The sequence below is a fragment of the Aurantiacibacter flavus genome, assembly GCF_039710615.1.
GTDB classification, from domain to species: domain Bacteria; phylum Pseudomonadota; class Alphaproteobacteria; order Sphingomonadales; family Sphingomonadaceae; genus Alteraurantiacibacter; species Alteraurantiacibacter flavus.
On record NZ_JBDLBR010000001.1, the window covers coordinates 160,248 to 180,428 of the forward strand.

16 protein-coding genes are annotated in these 20,181 nt (G+C 65.1%); 13 read left to right on the plus strand and 3 right to left on the minus strand.

Annotated features, from left to right (window positions below; translation table 11 throughout):
- Window positions 1-9 precede the first annotated feature (9 nt).
- Window positions 10-2,517, minus strand: coding sequence for a TonB-dependent receptor (locus ABDJ38_RS00615; protein WP_346783136.1), 2,508 nt, complete (start codon window positions 2,515-2,517; stop codon window positions 10-12).
- A gap of 195 nt (window positions 2,518-2,712) precedes the next feature.
- On the opposite strand from ABDJ38_RS00615, the gene ABDJ38_RS00620 reads away from it, so the two are divergent.
- The 8 genes from ABDJ38_RS00620 (at window position 2,713) to ABDJ38_RS00655 (ending at window position 12,118) form a co-directional block, all read left to right on the plus strand.
- Window positions 2,713-3,666, plus strand: coding sequence for a helix-turn-helix domain-containing protein (locus ABDJ38_RS00620; protein WP_346783137.1), 954 nt, complete (start codon window positions 2,713-2,715; stop codon window positions 3,664-3,666).
- A 107-nt stretch (window positions 3,667-3,773) separates the two neighbouring features.
- The gene (locus tag ABDJ38_RS00625; RefSeq protein ID WP_346783138.1) at window positions 3,774-4,757 is read left to right on the plus strand and encodes an SMP-30/gluconolactonase/LRE family protein; all 984 of its coding nucleotides are present in this window, start codon (window positions 3,774-3,776) and stop codon (window positions 4,755-4,757) included.
- Window positions 4,754-5,452, plus strand: coding sequence for a nuclear transport factor 2 family protein (locus tag ABDJ38_RS00630; protein ID WP_346783139.1), 699 nt, complete (start codon window positions 4,754-4,756; stop codon window positions 5,450-5,452). Before ABDJ38_RS00625 ends, ABDJ38_RS00630 begins: the two co-directional genes overlap by 4 nt.
- The gene (locus ABDJ38_RS00635) at window positions 5,449-6,156 is read left to right on the plus strand and encodes a nuclear transport factor 2 family protein (RefSeq protein WP_346783140.1); all 708 of its coding nucleotides are present in this window, start codon (window positions 5,449-5,451) and stop codon (window positions 6,154-6,156) included. The genes ABDJ38_RS00630 and ABDJ38_RS00635 overlap by 4 nt, the downstream gene beginning before the upstream one ends.
- 128 nt (window positions 6,157-6,284) lie before the next feature.
- Complete coding sequence (locus tag ABDJ38_RS00640) at window positions 6,285-7,040, plus strand: nuclear transport factor 2 family protein (protein WP_346783141.1); 756 nt, start codon at window positions 6,285-6,287, stop codon at window positions 7,038-7,040.
- Window positions 7,041-7,044: 4 nt separating this feature from the next.
- A complete protein-coding gene (locus tag ABDJ38_RS00645; RefSeq protein ID WP_346783142.1) occupies window positions 7,045-9,111 on the plus strand; it encodes a PQQ-dependent dehydrogenase, methanol/ethanol family in 2,067 nt (688 codons plus the stop codon).
- Window positions 9,112-9,217: 106 nt separating this feature from the next.
- A complete protein-coding gene (locus tag ABDJ38_RS00650) occupies window positions 9,218-9,712 on the plus strand; it encodes an ECF-type sigma factor (protein WP_346783897.1) in 495 nt (164 codons plus the stop codon).
- Between the two features lie 9 nt (window positions 9,713-9,721).
- Entirely contained in the window at window positions 9,722-12,118 is a 2,397-nt protein-coding gene (locus ABDJ38_RS00655) for a serine/threonine-protein kinase (protein WP_346783143.1), read from the plus strand.
- Here the strand turns inward: ABDJ38_RS00655 and ABDJ38_RS00660 are convergent.
- Window positions 12,115-13,260, minus strand: coding sequence for a hypothetical protein (locus ABDJ38_RS00660; protein WP_346783144.1), 1,146 nt, complete (start codon window positions 13,258-13,260; stop codon window positions 12,115-12,117). The two genes, ABDJ38_RS00655 and ABDJ38_RS00660, sit on opposite strands and share 4 nt — an antisense overlap.
- The gene (locus tag ABDJ38_RS00665) at window positions 13,257-13,772 is read right to left on the minus strand and encodes a hypothetical protein (RefSeq protein ID WP_346783145.1); all 516 of its coding nucleotides are present in this window, start codon (window positions 13,770-13,772) and stop codon (window positions 13,257-13,259) included. The genes ABDJ38_RS00660 and ABDJ38_RS00665 overlap by 4 nt, the downstream gene beginning before the upstream one ends.
- A gap of 203 nt (window positions 13,773-13,975) precedes the next feature.
- Here ABDJ38_RS00665 and ABDJ38_RS00670 point away from each other — a divergent pair, with 203 nt between their 5' ends.
- Genes ABDJ38_RS00670 through ABDJ38_RS00690 form a run of 5 tightly spaced genes read left to right on the plus strand, consistent with a single transcriptional unit; the run spans window position 13,976 to window position 20,171 of the window.
- Window positions 13,976-14,617 carry a hypothetical protein gene (locus tag ABDJ38_RS00670; protein ID WP_346783146.1) on the plus strand — a complete coding sequence of 214 codons (642 nt, stop codon included), beginning with the start codon at window positions 13,976-13,978 and terminating at the stop codon, window positions 14,615-14,617.
- Between the two features lie 4 nt (window positions 14,618-14,621).
- Window positions 14,622-16,355, plus strand: coding sequence for a hypothetical protein (locus tag ABDJ38_RS00675; RefSeq protein ID WP_346783147.1), 1,734 nt, complete (start codon window positions 14,622-14,624; stop codon window positions 16,353-16,355).
- A gap of 11 nt (window positions 16,356-16,366) precedes the next feature.
- The gene (locus tag ABDJ38_RS00680; protein WP_346783148.1) at window positions 16,367-17,530 is read left to right on the plus strand and encodes an FHA domain-containing protein; all 1,164 of its coding nucleotides are present in this window, start codon (window positions 16,367-16,369) and stop codon (window positions 17,528-17,530) included.
- On the plus strand, window positions 17,527-18,618 hold the full coding sequence (locus tag ABDJ38_RS00685; protein WP_346783149.1) for a serine/threonine-protein kinase: 1,092 nt from the start codon (window positions 17,527-17,529) through the stop codon (window positions 18,616-18,618). The genes ABDJ38_RS00680 and ABDJ38_RS00685 overlap by 4 nt, the downstream gene beginning before the upstream one ends.
- The gene (locus tag ABDJ38_RS00690) at window positions 18,615-20,171 is read left to right on the plus strand and encodes a serine/threonine-protein kinase (protein ID WP_346783150.1); all 1,557 of its coding nucleotides are present in this window, start codon (window positions 18,615-18,617) and stop codon (window positions 20,169-20,171) included. The genes ABDJ38_RS00685 and ABDJ38_RS00690 overlap by 4 nt, the downstream gene beginning before the upstream one ends.
- The last annotated feature ends 10 nt before the right edge of the window (window positions 20,172-20,181 follow it).

Below are 20,181 nucleotides of genomic sequence, written 5' to 3' on the forward strand. Positions count from 1 at the left end.
GAACTGTTATCAGAAGTTGCGGCGCACCGTCAGCGCGAACTCCTGCGGGCGGCCCGGCTGCCCGGTGACGTAGAAGCTGGAGAACTTGTTCAGGTAGTAATAGGTGTCGAACAGGTTCGTCGCTTCGAGCGAGACCGACCAGTCTTCGTCTTCGCTGCGGAAGGTCAGCCGTGCATTGGCGAGCGTGTAGTCATCGACATTCACGTTCGGGTCGCAGGTGAAGTTGCCGCAATAGCCCGGCGTATAGACCACGTCGAAACGCGGCGTGATCGAGCCGACGCCCGCGATGTCGAGCGTATATTGCACGCCCGCCGCCCACTTGAATTCGCCGATACCCGGCCGTTTCGCACCGACCACGATCGAGGTTGTGGGGTAGTTGATCGCGGTGAATTCGAAGTCGGTCAGGCTCATCGAGCCGTCGAACACGAGACCCCAGACCGGCTCGATGGTGGTTTCCAGCTCGAAGCCCTGTACGCGGGCATCGCCGATGTTGAGATACTGTCCGCACAGGCCCGGAATGCCACCCTGATCGACCGGAAGTTGCTCGCCATCGGCATCGAGGCAGACCTGCGGCACACCCTGATAGCCCTCGTAGTCCATGTAGAAGGCGGTGGCGTTGAGGCGCACCGCGCGGTCAAGCAGATCGGCCTTGAAGCCCGCTTCATAAGACTTGATCTTTTCGGCCCCGAACGGGCGGATCTGCTGGAAGCTGTAGGGGCGCGGGGCGACGCCGCCGCCCTTGAAGCCGGTGGCGAACTGCGCGAACAGCATCAGGCTTTCGCTCACCCGATAGCTGGCGGCAAGGCGATAGTCGGTGAGCGTTTCCTCATATTTGCCGACCTGTCCGGTCAGCGGGTTCTGCGGATTGCTCAGCGGCAGATATTCGCCGTCGCCATCGGGGTTGTAGCGGGCGTAGGTGTAGTCCTTCTGTTCATGGGTGACGCGCAGGCCGCCTTCTAGAGTTAGCTCGGGCGTGATGTCCCAGGCTACGTTGGCAAAGCCTGCATAGCTGGTGAGATCGGCCGTATCGTCGTTGATGAACGAGAAGCACGGCGTCGCCGCCGGGCAGAAGCCCGAGAATGGCGTATGGATGCGCCCTTCATAGCGGGTCGAGGCATCGTAGTAGAAGCCGCCGAGCGTGAAGTGGACGGTGTCGTCGACGAGGTTGCCGCTCAGGCGCAGTTCCTGGCTGAACTGGTGGTGATAGAAGCGGGTCGTATCCTGAATGAAGACGACCGGCGAATTGTCGTTGTCCGAACCGCTCAGGCTCTCGTATTCGCGATAGCCGGTGATCGAGAGCAAGGAGAGCTTATCGGAAAGCTCGTAGGAGATCGAGCCGGAGACGCCCCAGCCATCGACCTGCGAGGCGGACTCGGCGATGAACGGCCCTAGCGGATCTCCCGCAACATAGGCCGAAGGCGGCCCCGGCGGCGCGGCGATGGCCGAATACATCACGCCCGGATCGTAGAAGTTGGCGTAACTGGCAAAGCCATCGTTCAGCACCGCGCCCGCGCGGCGATACTGGCCATAAGGCACGAAGCGATCATCGTAGGCCACGCCCTGATAGGGGATCGACAGGCCCGAACGGTCGGTGGGATTGGCTGAGCCTGCATTGGCGCTCTCGGCACTGGCGATCAGCACCGAGGCCTGCGTTTCCGAGGTGTCGCGGGTGTAATCGCCCGACAGGTTGATTTCGAGTGGAACGCTGCTTGGGGCAAAGCGGAGTTGCCCGCGCATCGCATACATCTGCTGGTTTCCCAGTGTGCCGAGTTCGCAGTCGGCGCCGGAAGCAAGACGCGGGATCGCCCCCGAAACGACCTCGGGGTCGCTCGGGTTAAGGCAGGCATAGTCGTAGCGGGTGACATAGCCATCGCGGTTGCGGGTGACGCCGCTGATCCGCGCATAGAGGTCGCGCGCCACGGTGAAGTCGGCGCTGGCCTTCACGTCGCGGCGCTTGAAGCTGCCGATCGAGGCCTCGACATATCCACCTTCGCCATTGGGCTTGCGCGAGTAGAGCTTGATCGCGCCGCCCGCCGAATTCATGCCGGCGAGCGTGCCCTGCGGGCCGCGCAGCACCTCGATCCGCTCAAGGTCGGACAGGTCAAAGGCCGAGGCGGTGACGGTGCCGAAATAGATATCGTCGATATAGATACCCACGCCCGGTTCCACCGAGGGGCTCTGGTCGGCCTGACCCACGCCGCGGATAAAGGCGCGCATCGAATTGCCCGAACCCGAGGGGTTCTGTTGCAGGATCAGGCTGGGCGTCTGGTCGGAGATTTGCGGCAGGCTCGTCTGGCTGCGCGCTTCGAGCATGTCGGCGGTAACGGCGGTGATCGACAGCGGAACGTCCTGCAGCACCTGCTCGCGCATCTGCGCGGTGACGACGATGGTGGTGTCGCGGCTGCGCTCTGTCTCGGACTGGGCGAGGGCGGGGCTGCTGGCGAGCATCAGTGCCATGGTTCCAGCGGTGCTGGCGCGGAGCATGGATTTGGAAAGGCCGAAAGCGCCTGAAGTCATGGTTTCTCTCCCTAGCTGCCGCCTGTGTTCGCGGCTTCGCTGTTCATTAATCGCCACCGATGGGCGCAGGCTTCTGTCGCTTTGGCGCGGCCTGCTTGCTTGCCAGTCGGCTTTCCCAATCATAACGAATGGTAATGTTTGCGCCTTGACCTTTTTAGCCGTTACACTTGCCGCAAATGGAAGAGGGGAGAGAGCTTGGGGCAGTCGATTGACCTTGCCGACTATGACCGGCCTGCACGCCGCGATGCGTGGGACCATGCTTCCAATTCGCTGTTTCCGGGCTTGCGGGTGGAGCTTGCAGCCGACGAGGCGCTGCGCGGCTCGATTGCCAGTGTGGACCTGGGCCGCGCACATCTCTGCGCCATCGAGACCCCGCCCGCGCAGGCGCATCATGTGCCGACGAATCAGCATGCCGACACCTGGCAACACGTCTCGCTGATGGTGCAGCCCTGGGGCCGCACCACGCTGGTGAGCGCGTGCGGCGAGATCGCCATGGCGCCGGGCGACATGTGCATGGTCGACGAACGGGCGCGGTTTCGCATCGTGACGGAGGAGTTTTCGCGCCTCCTGTTCCTGCGCCTGCCGCGTGCCGCCGTGCTGGGGCGCTATCCGCACCTCAACCGCCTGTGCGGCAAGCTGTTGCCCGCCAGTGACAGTGGTACTCGCCTCTTGTCGGACAACCTCCAACGCATCAGCGAGGTCGCCGCCGAGCTGGGCGACTTGCAGCGCGCGGCGGTGGTCAGTTCCACGATACATATGCTGGGAGTGGCGCAGGCCTTTGCCGAACTGCCGGAAAGCGCCGAATGGCGGGTGCGTCGCGCGGCCGACTTCATCGAGATGAGCCTTTCGGTCACCGGGATCACCGCCAGCGACATTGCCGAGGAACAGGGAATCAGCCGCAGGCGGCTCGACCAGCTGATGAAGCAGGCACGCGGGGTCTCGATCTCGGGCTACCTGTGGCAGCGCCGGATGGAGCAGAGCGCGGCGGATCTTGCCGATCCTCACAAGGCCGCACTGTCGATCGCGCAGATCGCCTTTGCCAACGGTTACGAGGATGCGGCGCACTTCACGCGCGCTTTCCGCCGCTCTTTCGGCACTACGCCGGGGCGTTGGCGCGATCAGGCCGTGGCATCGAGTGTCGCGCACTGAGTCAAGGCGGGGTTCCAGATGAGGCCATGCGTTGGCCTACCATCGGCCCTCTGCGGTGCTAGTATGCTGAACAAGAGCCCGAAACGGGCCGATAATGGGAGAAAATCGTGAGCAGCCTTTCCTCAAGTCGCTGGTTCTGTCCTGTTCTCGCGCTGAGCCTGACCGGTGCCCTGGCGGCTTGCGCCGAGGCCCAGGAGCCCTCCGTGGCAGAACAGGAGCTGGTTTCTGAGATCACCATTGATGGCTTGGGTGTCTTTCCCGAAAGTATCGCCTCCGATGCGGCAGGCAATATCTATGTCGGCTCCAATCCGGGCGTTATCTACCGTGCGCAGGCAGGAAGCGACATTGCCGAGCCATGGCTGCAGCCCGACGACGAAAACAGCCCTATGTCGGCATTCGGCGTGCTGGCGGACGATGCACGCGGGCTACTGTGGGTCTGTTTCAACCCGTCGATGGGCACCGAGGACGGTGCGCCCGCGATCAAGGCCTTCGACCTCGCGAGCGGCGCGTTGGAGGCGAGCTATCCGCTCGCCACCGGCGAGGGGCCAGCGATGTGTAATGACATCACCATTGCGCCAGATGGCGCGGTGTTTGCCAGCGAGATGCTCGGCGGACAGATCATGAAGCTGGCGCCCGGCGGTGAAGCGTTCGAGGTGTGGGCCGTGGACCCCGAGTTCGCGACGCTCGATGGCATTTCCTTCGCGGCGGACGGAACGCTCTATGCGAATGCGATCCAGCGCAACACGCTGCTGCGCATCCACCGCGAAGAAGACGGCAGCTTCGCCCGTGCCGAGCAGGTGCAAACCTCGCGCGATATCGTGACGCCCGATGGTCTGCGTCCGCTGCCCGACGGGCGGATGCTGCAAACCGAGGGCGAGGCAGGGCTCGTCACTGTGATTACTTTCGATGCCGATGGATCGGCCATTGTCACGCCGATTGCCGATGGGGTGGACTATGCCTCCTCGGTCACGCCGGTTGGCGGGCGGGCGTACTATCCCGAAGGTAAGCTGCGCTTCCTGTTCGGCCCCGACGCGGGCAAGGATCCGGGTGCCTTCGTGATCCGCTCGGTAGCAATTCCGGAGGTGCAATGATGCGGATATTGTTGGTCATGGCCGCCCTCGCGCTGCCTGCCTCAGCGCAGGCGCAAAGCGCCGCGCAGGCACGTGAGATCGCCGATCTCGATGCGCGTGTCACCGTGCTTGAAGGCACGCGCGAGGTGCGCAATCTGCAGCGCGCCGTCGGCTACTTCATCGATCGCGGACTTTGGCGGCAGGCCGCGCAACTGTTCGCTGATGATGGCACCATCGAGATCGGGCTCGACGGCGTCTATCGCGGGCCGGAGCGCATCGCGCAGTACCTGCGGCTGCTGCACGGCGGGCAGGAGGGCTTGATCTACGGCCAGCTCAACGAATGGGTGACTTTGCAACCGATGATTGCGGTCGCGCCCGATGGCATGAGCGCCAAGGCGCGCTGGCGCGATCTGGGCATGCTCGGGCAATACAAGAGCCACGCCGAATGGCGCGACGGCATCTATGAGAATACCTACGTGAAGGGCGCGGACGGCAAGTGGCGGATCGCTAGCCTGACGCTCCATGTGAACTTCGTCGCGCCCTACAAGGAGGGCTGGGCTCGGCTCGAAGAGGGCGAGGGACTGGTGCGCTCGCAGGCTTCGGTGGACTTCCCGCCCGATGCGCCTTCGAGCGTGGACTATACGGCTTTCCCGGCGGTTGATGTTCCCGCCTTTGCCATCCCCCATCCCGTGACCGGGCGGGAGGTACGGCCATGATCCGCCTCTCTATCGCTGCGCTGGCCCTGCTGGCCGTGGCTACGCCCGCCCAGGCCCAGACCGTGGGCCAGCGCATCGCCGACTATCGTGAGCGCGTCGAACGGCTCGAAGACCGCGATGCCATCGAGAACCTGCAGGCGGCCTATGGCTACTATTTCGACAAGGGCCTGTGGAGCGAGGTTGCCGAGCTCTTCGCGCGCGACGGCACCTTCGAATACGGGATGCGCGGCGTCTATCGCACCCCCGCCCGGATCGAGCGCGCGCTGCTGCTGTTCGGGCCGGAGGGGCTGGCACCGGGCTATCTCAACACCCACATGCAGTTGCAGGCGGTGATCACCGTGGCCAACGATGGCCGCACCGCCGCTGGCCGGTTTCAGGGCATGGTGATGCTGGCCGAGCCGGGGCACAACGGCGTCTGGGGCGTCGGCATCTATGAGAACACCTATGTGAAGGAGGGCGATACATGGAAGATCGCCAGCCTGCATTTCTACCCGACGGGCTTTACCGAATACGATCTCGGCTGGATGAAGTCGCAATTGCCGCTGGCAGGGCAATCGGCGCTTTTCCCGCCCGACGAGCCGCCGACCGAGCCCTATCGCGCGCTGCCGTCGAACTACATTCCGCCGTTCAGCTATCGCCACCCGGTGACGGGCGAAGAGATCACACTCACGCAGCCGGCCGACGATCTGGTGGGGAGGGAATGATGCACGTGGCCTCGAACAAAGAACCCGCTCGTCCTGAGCTTGTCGAAGGACTGCTTTCCTTCTTGTCGAACTTTCGCGAACTGAAGTGCGGGGCTTCGACAGGCTCAGCCCGAGCGGTATTGGTGGGATTGAGTCTCGCACTCTCAGCCCCCGCCGCCGCGCAAGACAATGTCGAGCAGCAGCTCGACCAACTCGACCGCCGCATAACTCGGCTCGAGGACATGAACGCGATCGAGACGCTCCAGCGCACCTACGGCTACTTCGTCGACAAGGGTCAGTGGACGCACCTTTCGAACCTCTTCGCCGAAGACGCGACACTCGAAATCGGCGGCAAGGGTATCTTCGTCGGGCGCGAGCGGGTGCTCGAATATATGCAGACCGCTTTCGGGCCGGACGGGGCGCCGATGGGTATCCTCGTCAACCACATGCAGTTCCAGCCGGTCACTCATATCAGCGAAGACGGGCGCGAGGGCTGGCTGCGCGGGCGCGCCTTCGTGATGGCGTCGAGCGGTTGGGGCCTGCCGCTTTATGAAGATGCGTTCGAGAAGGGTGAAGATGGCGTATGGCGGATCAGCCGCCTGACCGGCCCCTTCACGATGTACACCAACTGGGACGGCTGGGGCGAAAACGCGCTCAACAACACCTGGCCCGATAAGTTCGATCCGCCACCAGACCTGCCGCCCTCGGTGGTCTACCTGACCTATCCGGCCTATTACATCGTGCCGTTCCACTATCCGCATCCGGTGACGGGGGAGGTGTTCGAGGCGGGCGCTGGCGAGGCCGGAGCCTACCACCGTCCGCCCGGCACGCCCGAGCAGCAGCAGAGCCAGACCGTCGGCCGCACCGTCAACGGCAGCCAGCCGATCATGCCTCCCGGAGACTAGACCCTTGCGCATTTCCGCCATCGCGGCAGCCCTGCTGCTCGCCTCCTGCACATCGTCCACTGTCCCGCCGCAAGCCGCCGCTCCGGTGGCCGAGGCGGGTGAATGGACCAGCGACGGGCGCGACTATTCCGCGCAGCGCTATTCGCCGCTTACGCAGATCAATGCCGCGAACGTGAGCCAGCTGGGCCTTGCCTGGTATGACGATCTCGATACCTATCGCGGGGTCGAGGCGACGCCGCTCTATGCCGATGGCGTGCTTTACAACACGCTGCCGTGGAACATTACGATTGCCTACGACGCGCGCACCGGCGAGCGGCTGTGGACCTACGATCCCAAGGTGCCGCGCGAATATGGCCGCTACGCCTGTTGCGAGCCGGTCAGCCGGGGCCTCGCCATGGACGAGGGCAAGATCATCATCGCCACGCTCGACGGGCGGCTGATCGCGCTCGACAGGGCGAACGGCGAGCCGATCTGGACTTCGCGCGCCTTTCCCGAGCAGACAACCTATGCCTATTCGATCACCGGCGCGCCGAGGGTGTTCGACGGCAAGGTTGTGATCGGCCAGTCGGGCGGCGACATGGGGGTGCGCGGGTTCGCCGCCGCCTTCGACGCCGATACGGGCGAGCAGATCTGGAAGTTCTTCCTCACCCCCAACCCTGAGGACCGCCCCGACGGTGAGGCAAGCGATGGCGTCAACGCCATGATGCGCGCCACTTGGGCCGACGAAGGCATGTGGCGGCAGCTTGGCGGCGGGGCCAACCCGTGGGACAGCTTCGCCTACGATCCCGAGCTGAACCTCGTCTATGTCGGCACAGGCAATGCCGTGCCGCATGCGCGGTACTATCGTTCGAACGGAGAGGGCGACAATCTGTTCGTCTGTTCCATCGTAGCGCTAGATGCGGATACGGGCGAATATCGCTGGCACTACCAGATGAACCCGGGCGAAGAGTGGGACTGGACCTGCACCCAGTCGATGATTAGCGCCGACCTCGAAATCGACGGGCGCCAGCGCAAGGTCTTGATGCAGGCACCCAAGAACGGCTTTTTCTACGTGCTCGACCGCGAGACGGGCGAGTTCATCTCTGCCGAGGCGCACGTGTTCCAGAACTGGAATGCCGGGTTCGACGCCAATGGCCGCCCGATCACGCGCGAGAGCGTTCGCTACACCGGGATGCCCGCGCTGGTCGCACCGGGCCCGGGCGGGGCGCACAACTGGTTCCCGATGGCCTTTTCGCCGCGCACCGGCCTTGCCTATTTCCCCGCCTATCAGTCGGCCTTTCCCTTTGCCGTGATGCCGGACTGGACGCCGGCCCCGTTGCGCTCGAACTCGGGTTGGGGTGCGACAGGCGAAGAGGCCGTGCGGCGACAGGGCGAGCTGTTTGCCGAGGCCGCGCAATACGAGAAGGCCTGGCTCACCGCCTGGGACCCGGTGAAGCAGGAGGCGGCCTGGCAGGTCGAATTGCCGCGCCACGGCAATGGCGGGGTGTTCGTCACCGCGTCTGATCTCGTATTTGAAGGCACCACCCGTCAGACCTTCGCCGCCTTCGATGCCCGCACCGGGGAGGAGCTATGGAGTTATCCCACGCAGAGCGCGCCGGTGGCGGGTGGCATCACCTATATGCTCGACGGCGTGCAATATGTCGCGGTTAATGCCGGGTGGGGCGGTGGGGCGGCCCAGATCGAGCGCGGAGCCGGAACCGAACTGCCGCGCAGCGCGGCGCGGCTACTGGTATTCAAGCTTGGCGGAACGGCGCAATTGCCGCCGCTCCCGCCGCAGGCGAGCGCTCCGCCGGAACCGCCGCGCTTGCGCGCCGATGAGGCGACGATCGAGCGCGGGCGCGCCCTGTTCGCGCAGACCTGTGCGCTGTGTCACGGCCAGAACGCCATCGGCGGTGTCAAGGATCTGCGCCACATGGATCGTGCCACGCACGACAAGTTTTCCGATATCGTGCTTGGCGGGATCTATCTCGACAAGGGCATGGCCAGCTTCTCCGACATTCTGAGCGAGGACGATGTCGCGGCGATCCATGCCTATGTCATCGCCCGGGCCAACGAGGACTGGGGCCGCTAGGACCGTCCCGAAACGGCAACCCCGGTCGCACCGCGCTTGCAAGCACGCCGGCAATTCGTATCCTGCCGCTCCGACAGAGGGCGGACGGGGCCGGGCAAACTTGGCGATGCATCTCGAGGGGGAAATCTGGAACGAGGTCCAGCCGCAGCTTGAGCGGATCGCGGCCATGCGCCTGTCGGGCGAGAGCAATTGTTCGCTGGCGGCGAGCGATCTCGTCAACGAGGCGATGGTGCGCATTTTCAGCCAGGCCGAGATCGATGCATCGAGCCGCCCGCGCGTGCTCGGCTGGGTCAGCCATGTGATGCGGCAGGTGCTGATCGATCACGCGCGGCGCAAGGCGGCCGACAAGCGCGCGCATCAGAAGGTGACGCTGCTCACCAACATCCCCGAAACGCCCGAGGTCGATTTTCTCGAGCTGGACCTGCTGTTGCAGGAACTGGCCGAGATCGATCCCGAGCGTGCGCGGCTGGTGGAGATGCGTTTCTTCGGTGGGATGACGATCGAGGAAATCGCGCTCGCGCTCGATATCTCGCCCGCTACGGTGAAGCGCCGCTGGGCCGCCACCCGCGCCTGGCTCTATCACCGGATGCAGGTGGGCTAGGCGAACACGATGCGCACGCTGACCTCGGCCCAGCAGCGCGAAGTGCTCGAATTGTTCGAGGCCGCGCTGGCTTTGGCGGAGGAGGAGCGTGCCGCCTTTATCACCGCTCGGGCTAGCGCCCCTGAGGTGCGCGACGGGACGCTGGCGCTTCTCGCTCGCCATGCCGATAGCGAAAGCGCGCTGAAAACCGGGCTGCCCGGCGCGCTCGGCGCGATGGACAGCGCGGTCGACCCGCCCCAACGCCTCGGCGCCTATCGCATCGAGCGACGGATCGCGCGTGGCGGTATGGGCGAGGTTTTCCTCGGTGCGCGCGACGCGGGCGATTTCGAGCGGCGCGTGGCGATCAAGATCATCCGCCCAGGCATCCTTTCGCCCGACGTGATCGAGCGTTTCAACCGCGAGCGACAAATCCTGGCCACGCTCGAACACCGGCATATCGCCCGGCTCTACGATGGCGGCCACACCGACGAAGGCGCGCCCTATCTGGTGATGGAGTTCATCGAAGGGCGCTCGCTGTCGGACTGGCTGGAGGAGAGCACGCCCACCTTGCCCGAGCGGCTCGACCTGTTGCTGCAAATCTGCGATGCGGTGGAGTTTGCGCACCAGAACCTGATCGTCCACCGTGACCTCACGCCTTCGAATGTGCTGGTGACGCAGGAGGGCGAGGCCAAGCTGATCGACTTCGGGATTGCCCGCCCACAGGCCGATGGCGGCGACCCGGCGCAGCACTCGGCGCTCTCGGGTCTCAGCCTCACGCCCGGTTTCGCGGCACCCGAGCGGCAGCGGGGGGCTGCCGTCACCACGCTTTCGGACATTTATTCGCTGGGGCAGATCATGACGCTGATGCTCGCGCCGTTTGACGAGCCGGAGCTGCGGGCGATCGCGAAAAAGGCCAGCGCGCCAGCGCCCGAGGCGCGCTATGCTGGCGCTGCGCTGATGGCGCAGGATATGCGCCGCTGGCAGCAGGGCCGCGTGGTGCCCGCCTTCAGCACCGAGACATCCTATCGCCTGCGCAAGTATCTGAAGCGCAACGTGGTGTCGGTGTCGCTGGCGGGCGCGGCGGCGCTGGCGCTGGTGGTGGGCCTTGTGCTGGTGACCAGCGCCTGGCGCAGCGAGGCGCGCGCGCGGGCCGAGGCCGAGCAGCGCTTCGATGAGGTGCGTGCGCTGTCCAATTTCCTGCTGTTCGACCTTTACGACGAACTGGAGGATGTTCCCGGCGCGACCAAGGCTCTGAACGACATCGCCGACCGGGCGCGTCACTATCTCGACGTGCTTTCGGCCACCGAGGGCGCCGACGACGAGGTGCGGCTGGAGGCAGCGCTTGCTTACAAACGGCTGTCCGATGTGCTGGGAACGCCGCTCGCGGCAAATCTCGGACGGCGCGAGGAAGCGGGCGAAACGCTTGATCTCGCGATTGCGCAGCTGCGCGCCCTGCATGAACGCGCACCCGCCGATGAGCAGGTGATGCGCGGCCTTGCCGAGGCGCTCTATTCGAAGGCGGTCTATGCCTTCATCGCGCTTGACGACAACGCGATGGCGCGCACGAATGCGGCTGAGGCGGCGCGGCTGTTCTGGCAGCTCGCCGAGGAGCACGACCACGAGGAATATGGCCGTCTCGCCATCGATGCCGAGATCGAGGCGGCCATTCCGCTGGGCTGGATGGATCGCGGCGACGAGGGGGTGGCGCTGCTCAAGCAGACGCTTTCGAAGATGGAAGCCCATGTCGCGCGTTATGGCGATACGCCCGACAATCTAGGGATGCTCGCGCGGACTCTGTCGAACCTTGCCGAGACGGCGATGCGGGCGGTCGATGTAAAGGAGGATCCGCGGCCCGAAGACTACGCCGATGCGCTTGGATATGCCGACCGTTCGATCGCCGCCTATCGCCGCTATGTCGCCGCTTCCGACAAGCCAGATGGCCCGCGTCGTTCGATGGCGGTGAGCCTGTTCAAGCGTGCGCTCACGCTTTACGGGCTCGAACGCTGGGATGCGGCAATCCGCGATCTGGAAGAGGCCGAGGCGATTTTGTCTCAGCAGGCCGCGCTCGATCCCGAAGATAGCGGCCTTGCCCAGAGCCTTGCGGCCGTGCGCGAGCAACTGGCGATCACCCTCGCCTATGCCGGGCAGGGCAGCCGCGCGATGGCCCTTGCCACGCGCAGCACCGAGGCCAAGCGCCGTCTCTACCGCGAGGAAAGCAACAATCCGGGCCGCGCGCGGAACTATGCCAGCAACCTCCTGCTTGTCGGAGAGGTGGCCGAAGTCGTGGGGCAGGGCGCGCAGACCTGCGCCATCTACCGCGAGGCCAAGCAGGTTTATGCCCACGTTGACCGGCTCCAGCCGCTTTCGGACTATGACCGCGATGTCGTGCTTGCCGGGGTCGACGAGGCGCTCGAACGGGCCTGCTAGTTGATCGTGCGGACGTTGAGTGCAGTGGGCAATTCGTCCGAGCTTTTCTGCAGGTTGACCAGCTGTTGCACCAGCGAGATCGCCTGCATCGAGCGGGCCATGGTGTGGCGGTCTGGGCCGGTGGGATCGAGTTCGTCTTCGTCGATGTAGAACCGCTTGCCAGCGAACTGGGTGGCGACCAGCGCGCGGCCCGAGCCTTCGCGCACCGATATGAGCGGGCGGGTGGTCAGCTCTTCGGGCTCGCATAGGTCGGTGTAGCAATTGGAAATGCCATAGGGTCGTTCGCCCTCCTGCCGTCCAAGGCCGAGGCGCGCATATTCGCCGAGGAAGAAGATCACCCCCATGGTCGAGCGGAAGCGCGGGATCAGCACCGCATCGGCGGCGAGCGCAGGCACGTCCACCCCCGCGCAGCGCGAGTTTGCGCGCTGGACCATCACCACGCTCGCGCCGGGGCGCTCGTAGGTCAGGTTGCGCTCGCCATCGAGGGTGACGCCCTCGGTTCCGAGCAGCGCGATAAGATCTTTCAGATCGTCCGCCGCCGGGGAGGGTGCCAGGCGATCAAGCGAGGCAAGAACAATGGGCCGCGAGGGCGCGCTGCGCTCAAGATCGTAGGCGCACAGCACCTGTTCGAACGGACCGCCCGCCCTGCCGTCGTTGTCGATCGTGCCCACGCGTTTGCCTGCTGGGTCTTCCACGTCGATCCGTTCGACCGTCGCCGCCATCAGCTGCGCGTCACGCCAGCCTTCCTCGAGGAAATAGGCGATCAGATCCTGCTTGAGCGGAGCCTGTATCCCGCGCTGGAACTTCTCGCTTGCGAGCACGGCGGCCTGAAAGCTGGGATTGGTGGATACGCCCGTCGTCAGCAGGGCTTCCGATGGGTCGAGCACGTCACCCAGCCCGATGGTCAGCTCGCTCGACACCGACAGCGAGACATTGCCGTTCACGGTCGATAGCGCGGTGAAATGCAGCGGGAAGCGGTGGGCTGCGCGCACGATGTTGAGCAGCGTCGTCTCGTCGGTGCTGCGCGCCACCATGCGGTTGTGGTCGACCGCCACCCGCCCGAGCTGGGCCGGGGCCGCACAGGAGGCCAGCGCAAGGCAGGCCATCGCCGCCCCCACACCGGCGCCTGCCCGCCCGATCATGCGCCGATCCCTTCCACGCCAAAGTCGCGGCGGGCCGAGATGATCGTCACCACCATGCCGGCCAGAGCATCGACCAGCACCATCGCGGTGATGATCAGGAAGGTGCCGGTGGCGAAGTTGGCGAACATCAGGAATTCCATCAAGCACACCACAAACAACAGCATCGACAGGATGTGGTTCACGATGCTGAGGGAGGCGGTGTTGGTCGACTTGATTACCTCGACAAACAGGAACACCACCGAAAAGATAAGCATCAGCTCGCCCCAGGTGATGTTCAGTCGTACGCTGGAAAGCATTGGGACACTCAAGGCCACGGCATCGATCACGCGAGCGAGGCCGGGAGAACCGTCGGCGGCACTGGCCCCGGCAAACAGCGCCATCAGGTTATAGATCAGCACCGGCACGAGCAGGTAGGGAAAGGCATCGGACCACAGGCGCCAGCTGGAAAAACCGCGGCGGCGGCGCTTGCCCCCTGCCAGCATTTCGATATCGTTGGCGTTTACCGGCTGCATTGCAAATCCCCCCTTCGCGGCGGACGCAGGGCCCGCAGAAGTCGTCTCGCCAGATAAAGGCGCACGATCGTAGCCGATCGGCTCAGAAAAATTTTCGGACATTTGCTGAGCCGCTTTGCGCGCCTTTCCCGCCTTTGTGTCTGACGGCGCCTTTCGTGATCCGCGCGCCAAGGGGGACATCAAGCCATGCGGGAGGACCGACAGTGAGTTCGATGCAAGAGCAAGCGCAGGATGCCATGCGCAGCGCCGGAGCTGGTGCAGAGACGGCAGCGCGTGAAGCCGGGCGGCTCGCGCAGGATGCCATCGACCGGATTCCGCCCGATGCCTGGCCGATCATCGACCAGTCCATGCGTATCCTCACCGTGGTGACAATCGTGTGGCTGGTGCTGGCGCTGGTGGCCTGGTGGCGCAGGCGGGCCTACAATCTTACGGTGGCCGCCTCCGCGCGGCGCAACAAGAAGGCGCGGCCCGAATTCCTCAAGGTCGACAAGAAGGCGCGCGAGGCCGCTCTGGCGCGCGGTGAGGCCTATGAGGAGGCGCTGGAGGAACGCGAGGCCGAGGAGGCGCGCGCCGTGCTGCGCGCGGCGGCGGGGCCAGTCGGCTGGCTCGAGCATATCGCCCGGCTGGCGACACTGGCGATGTCGATCTTCACGCTGATCACCGGCTTCACCGGCGCGATCTTCAATGTGACGCGCGTGGGTGACTACCTCGAACAGGCCGGGACCGAGGGCAAGCTCGAATACCTGATCACCGAATATCCGCTCGGCTGCACCGTGGCCGTGCTCGTGATCGCCTACAACATCTGGCGCTATTTCGCTGAAAAGAAATGGAAGAAGGAGGACTGATCCAATGGAAAGCTTGCCCTTGAACCTGTCCGATCCGAACATGCTGGCCGAATTCGTTCCCCAGTCGCTGCTGAAAACCTTCTTTGAAAAGCGCTTCGCCAGCCCCGAGGATCTGGGCGCAATCCTGTTCCGCGATGGCGCGGTGATCGACGCCTTCACCGGCACCCAGTTCACCATCGGCGGGCTGTGGGAGAACATGAAGGGCGTAATCGGCGGTTCGCATCACTATGCGATCATGCTCGCCGACCTGAAGCCGTTCGACGCGGTGATCCCGGTGCGCGCGATCAGCCTCGATAATGTCGAGGTGGTGGGCGAGGCGACCCTGCGGCTTCAGCTCAATCCGGAGAAGATCACCAACATTCTCGGGCTGATGCGCGGCGTATCGCGACAAGAGCGCGATGCCGACAGCAAGCGGGGCGATGAAGGCGCGATCGGGCGCAAGGCTTTGCTGGTGTCCGATGTGATCGCGATGCTTGAGCCGCACCTGCGCGAGCGGGTGTTCGGCGAGGTGATCCGGCGTCACCGGGCCGAGGAACTGCGCGGCAGCTATGGCATGCAGGACCTGGTTCAGGCCGATGCGATGAAGGAGGTCGAGCGGCTGCTCGACGATGTCGGCGTGCTGATCCATGCCACCACGGTCAATTTCGCGATGAACGAGGCCGAGCGGCAGGCCTTCGAAAAAGCGAAGATCGAGCGCGATGAGGCCATGAAGGACTTTGCACTCAAGATACTCAAGGACCAGATTGCGCGCGAGGCGGATTCGACCACCTTCACCATCCAGTCGAACGTCGACATCGCCAAGGTCGAGCGCGCCGCCTCCGACGAGCTGCGCACCATGGTGCTCGATAGCGAGGTCGCCTTCGTTGACGCGCGCGAGATGCACCAGCGTCGGCAGGAGTTCGAGGCGCTCGACCACGAGGCCAAACTGCTGCTGGCAGAGCATGAGGCCAAGACCAAGCTGACGCTGGCCGAGTTGCAGGATGCGGTCACCAAGTCGCTGGCTGAGCACGAACTGGTCAAGGTCGGCCAGCAGCGCCGCTCGTGGGATATGCAGTTCGATCGCGAGCAGACCAGCGTGCAGAAAAAGTGGCAGCGCGAAGAGGAGGAAAAGGCCGAAGATCACCGCCGAAAGATAGCTGGGGCGCAGGGCAAGTTCGCGCGCGGAGAAGGGCTGGAGGATGCCGAGTTCGGCCTCAAGAAAACCAAGCTCGATACCCAAGCCTCTGGCATTTCTGCCGACGAGCAGGTCCGCCAGACGCGCGAATGGAACAAGGTCGCGGTCGATAACCTCAATGCCACCAACGCCGCCGAGATCGCCAAGGCGCGCGGGATGACCGAGGTCGAAGTGCTCAAGATGCAGGCCGAGAGCAAGGCCGAGATCGACAAGATGCTCGCCGCCGGCTCGATGAGCGCCGAGCAACTCGCGATCTACATGCCTGGGATCTCGCAGAGCGCGGCCGATGTCGCCATCGCCAAGGCCCAGGCCGAGGGGCAGAACGCGCAGCAGATGCTCGACATGATGCAGCGCATGACCGCCGAGAGCCGCGAGCACGAACACCTTATGGTCGAGACCGGGATGAAGGGCGGCACCGGCATGGCGGCGGGGCTCGGCGGCAGGCGCGGGTTCCCGCTCGATATGGACGGCGACGATAGCACGGTCGAATGCCCCAAGTGCAAGCGGACCAACCCGGCCAAGGCCGTCCATTGCTTCCAGTGCGGAACCCAGCTGCGCAATTGAGGGAGGCCGCCATGATCAGCCAGATCGATCAGCGCGCTCCGGCAAGGCAGGAGGACAGTTGCTGCCGCGCCTATGCGCTTGAAAACGCGGAGGCGACCTTCTGCATCATGTGCGGCAAGCCGCTGCTGCGGTGCATGGCCTTTTCCGAGTGCGGGGGGATTGTGGACGACAAGGGCCTGTGCCCGGTCTGCGTCCAGCCTCGGCTCTATCTGAACGAGCGCGCCACGATCACTGCGCCGCTGGGCGGCTCGGTCGCGGTGCCGCTCGAACTGGCGAACGTGTCGCAGGTCGACCGGCCGCTGTTCGTGAAGCGGCTGTGGAGCCGCGAGCGTGGCGACTGGCGGCCCGAGCGGCTCGGTTGGGAACGGCTCAATCCCGGCGATCGCCAGTCCGCCACCGTTACCGCCTGCGAGATCGAGAAACCCGGCACCCACGCCATCGAGATCATGTGGGAAGTGGCCACCCAGTGGAAGGCGCGCGAGGAGCACTTCGCCTTCTCCTCTACGCTGATCCTCACCGTGCCTGCCGCCAGCGCCGAGCAGAACATCACCAATATCCACATCACCGCCGAGAACCAGCAAGGCAACGTCAACCAGATCACCGTGCCCGAGCGCCGCTCCACCGGTGTGGTGGAGCAGGTGCCGCGTCTCGACATGCAGGTGGAGCGGCAGGATGCCTATGAGCGCCGTTCAGGGCTCCGCGGGATGGAGGGCGGTGCGATGGTGGGGCGCAATGTGCCCATTTTGCTCAAGGGCTTTGCCGAGGATCACCTGCTCGCCAACGAGCGCCCCATCGTTTCTTCGGATGCCACCCTGCGCTTCGGGCGCATGACCCTGCGCGGCGGCGGCGGGAACATCGATGTGCAGCTCGTGGCTCAGGGCGAGAATGGCGCGATGGACGCCGCCGCCACCGCCTATTTCTCGCGCCAGCACTTCGAGATCTTCATCGAGAACGAGCGCCTGATGCTGCGTGTCCTGTCCGAGAACGGCGCGCGCGTGGATGGCACCGCCTATGGGCTCGACAAGCTCGCGCCGCTGGCAGATGGCAGCACCATCGCGCCGATCGTGAAGGCGCCCGAGCTGCTGACAATCAGTGTCCGCTTCCGCTACGAAGGGAGCAATATCAGCGCGATAGAGCTGTCACGTGAACCGGCCTGGCAAGGGGGCGCAGCATGAGCCCTGCCGACGAGTACGAACCCGGCCTGCCGACCATGCCCTATGCCGGCCCGCGTCTTCCGGCCGGTGGCGAGGCGCTGGCACCGGGTACGAAGATTGGCGGGCAATACGAGATCGAGCGGGAGCTGGCACATTCGGCGACCGGCTATGTCTACCGCGCGAAGGAAGGGCTTGGTTCGCATTCGCGGCCCGTGGCGCTGAAGGTGTTCGCGCTGCCAGGCGATGGCGAGGGCCGGCTGGCCGAGCGCTTCCTCGCGCTGGGCATGGCCAACCAGCAGATCCGCCACCCCGGCCTCGTTGCGGTGCGCGGGCTAGGCAAGACCGAGCAGGGTGCGCCGTTCATGGCGATGGAGCTGGTCGAGGGCCGTGATCTGGGCGCGTTCATCTCCGATCATCTCGCGCGTGGGCAGGAGATCGCGCTCGCCAGCTTGGCGGCCATCGTGCGCGGCGTGGGTGAGGTGGTCGCCGCCGGGCACGCGCAGGGTATTGCCCACGGTGCGCTGCGCCCTGCGCGGATCATCCTCACCGACGAGACGCCCGGCGGCGAGCGGATCAAGCTGCTCGGCTTCGGCCTTTCCGCGCGCGAATTTCTGCAAGAAGGCGAGCTGGGGGCACGCCCTTATGACGCGCCCGAAACGCGCGCTGGCCCGGCACAGCTTTCGTCTGATGTCTTTGCGCTCAGCGTGTTGCTTTACGAGCTGCTGATGGGTGTCACTCCGCAAGCGCCCTACTGCCCGCCATCGCAAGGGCGCACCGATGTGCCAGCCACGCTCGACGCCCTCCTCGCAGCAGGGCTGTCGGCGCGTCCGCTGAGCCGACCCGCCGATGCGGCGGAGTTTCTCGCGCAGATGGAGGCGGCGCTTGCCGGGGAGGAAGGTGGGCGGAGCGACCCCATCGCCGATCCCGGCGATCCGCGTAACGAGCCACAGTCCGGTGATGGCCGCGTCACGGTGAAGAAAGGCGCGCTGTTCGTCCGCCCGCACCGCGACGCCAACGGCAAATGGTACATGCCCGACATGGTAGACGAGCAAGGCCGGGTCACCAAGTGGAGCAAGCTATGGGGCTATAACGGAGCCTGGTTCAAATGATCACCTGCCAGCACTGCGGGCACGAAAACCCACCCGGCGCCTCGTTCTGCGAGGCCTGCAACAAGCCCGTGGCCGAGGGTCTGGACCCGACGACCGTGGGCACTCGCGCCTATACCAAGAGTACCGGCGGGCACGACGATCTGCCGCTGGCGCTCGAACTGGCGGAAGGCACGCTGTTCGCCAATCGCTACACCATCGGGCCGATGCTTGGACGCGGGGGGATGGGCGTGGTCTATCGCGCGGTCGACACCCTCGCGCCGGGTGGGCGGGCGATTGCGCTCAAGCTGATCCGGCCCGACCGGCTGGCCGACAAGGACGCGCTCGACCAATTGATCCGCGAGGGCATGACCACGCAGGATATCCGCCATCCCGGCGTGGTTGCCGTGCATCATGTTGGCGTCGAGGAAGGGATGCCTTTCCTGGCGATGGAGCTGGTCGAAGGCTCGTCGCTGCGGCGCTGGTTGACCAGCCTGATCACCAGCCAGAGCGAACCGCCGCTGCCGGTGGTGGTGGCAATCATGCACAACCTGCTCGATGCGGTGGAAGCGGCGCATGCCATGGGTATCATCCATCGTGACCTCAAGCCCGAAAACGTGATCCTCACCCAGCGTCCGAGCGCCGAGGCCGCGCCATTGAAGGTGCTCGACTTCGGGATCGCCAGCGCCACCACACGCGACCTGCCGAGCACAGGCACGGGCATGGGCTCCTATGGCTATATGGCGCCAGAGCAAAGCAATACCGCCGTGCCCGCGCAGCCGACGGCGGACATCTATTCGCTCTCGGTGATGCTTTACGAGCTGCTGATGACGGCGGTGCCTGCGGGGGTGTGGCAGCCGGTGTCGGGCGGGCGGGGCGACGTGCCCGAGGCAATCGACAGGCTGATCCTCGACGGTATGGCCTCGCCTGCCCACAAGCGCCCCGCCAGCATTGCCGCGTTCCGCGAGCGGTTCGATGCGGCGCTGGGCGAGCTGGAGTCTTCACCCGGCGAGGAGGACGACGAGCAAGAGGATATCACGCTCCCACCTCCTCCGCAGCCGCCGCAAGATAAGCGCATCGACAAACGCGTGCTGATTGGCGGAGGGATCGGGGTGCTGGCGCTGGCCGCGGTCGCCATGTCGGAGATCGAAGACGGCCCTTATGAGCCGCCTGAACCGCCAGTTTACTCCGACTCGCCGTTACCACCACCTTCTCCTCCTCCGCAGCAACTCAGCCTGAGCGCCTACAGCGGTAGTTGGTATGGCGATGACGGGGGCGGGTTCGACGTCGCGGTGAACGACAACGGCCTGTTCTCCGGAAGTGGCCAATCGGCGGACGGAACGCCGCTGCAGATCAGCGGCAACCTCGCCAACGGCACCTACATGGTGGGTCCGCGTACCGGCAATCCGATGCTCGATGTGCAGCAATTCTCCGGCATCATCGGCCAGTTCACCCTGGGCGACTGCGACCTCGAATACACCACTTACTATCCGGACGGCAGCGTCAACGTCTCGGGCATCATGCATATCGGACACGCTCCCGGTGAGCGCACCTGTCCGGCGCGTTTCAGCCAATAGCGAGCCAGTG

Excerpts from the sequence above, each read along its gene's own strand:
- ABDJ38_RS00615 (WP_346783136.1), bottom strand. The coding sequence starts at position 2,517 with ATGACTTCAGGCGCTTTCGGCCTTTCCAAATCCATGCTCCGCGCCAGC.
- ABDJ38_RS00630 (WP_346783139.1), top strand. The coding sequence starts at position 4,754 with ATGATGCGGATATTGTTGGTCATGGCCGCCCTCGCGCTGCCTGCCTCA.
- ABDJ38_RS00635 (WP_346783140.1), top strand. The coding sequence starts at position 5,449 with ATGATCCGCCTCTCTATCGCTGCGCTGGCCCTGCTGGCCGTGGCTACG.
- ABDJ38_RS00650 (WP_346783897.1), top strand. The coding sequence starts at position 9,218 with ATGCATCTCGAGGGGGAAATCTGGAACGAGGTCCAGCCGCAGCTTGAG.
- ABDJ38_RS00655 (WP_346783143.1), top strand. The coding sequence starts at position 9,722 with ATGCGCACGCTGACCTCGGCCCAGCAGCGCGAAGTGCTCGAATTGTTC.
- ABDJ38_RS00660 (WP_346783144.1), bottom strand. The coding sequence starts at position 13,260 with ATGATCGGGCGGGCAGGCGCCGGTGTGGGGGCGGCGATGGCCTGCCTT.
- ABDJ38_RS00665 (WP_346783145.1), bottom strand. The coding sequence starts at position 13,772 with ATGCAGCCGGTAAACGCCAACGATATCGAAATGCTGGCAGGGGGCAAG.
- ABDJ38_RS00675 (WP_346783147.1), top strand. The coding sequence starts at position 14,622 with ATGGAAAGCTTGCCCTTGAACCTGTCCGATCCGAACATGCTGGCCGAA.
- ABDJ38_RS00680 (WP_346783148.1), top strand. The coding sequence starts at position 16,367 with ATGATCAGCCAGATCGATCAGCGCGCTCCGGCAAGGCAGGAGGACAGT.
- ABDJ38_RS00685 (WP_346783149.1), top strand. The coding sequence starts at position 17,527 with ATGAGCCCTGCCGACGAGTACGAACCCGGCCTGCCGACCATGCCCTAT.
- ABDJ38_RS00690 (WP_346783150.1), top strand. The coding sequence starts at position 18,615 with ATGATCACCTGCCAGCACTGCGGGCACGAAAACCCACCCGGCGCCTCG.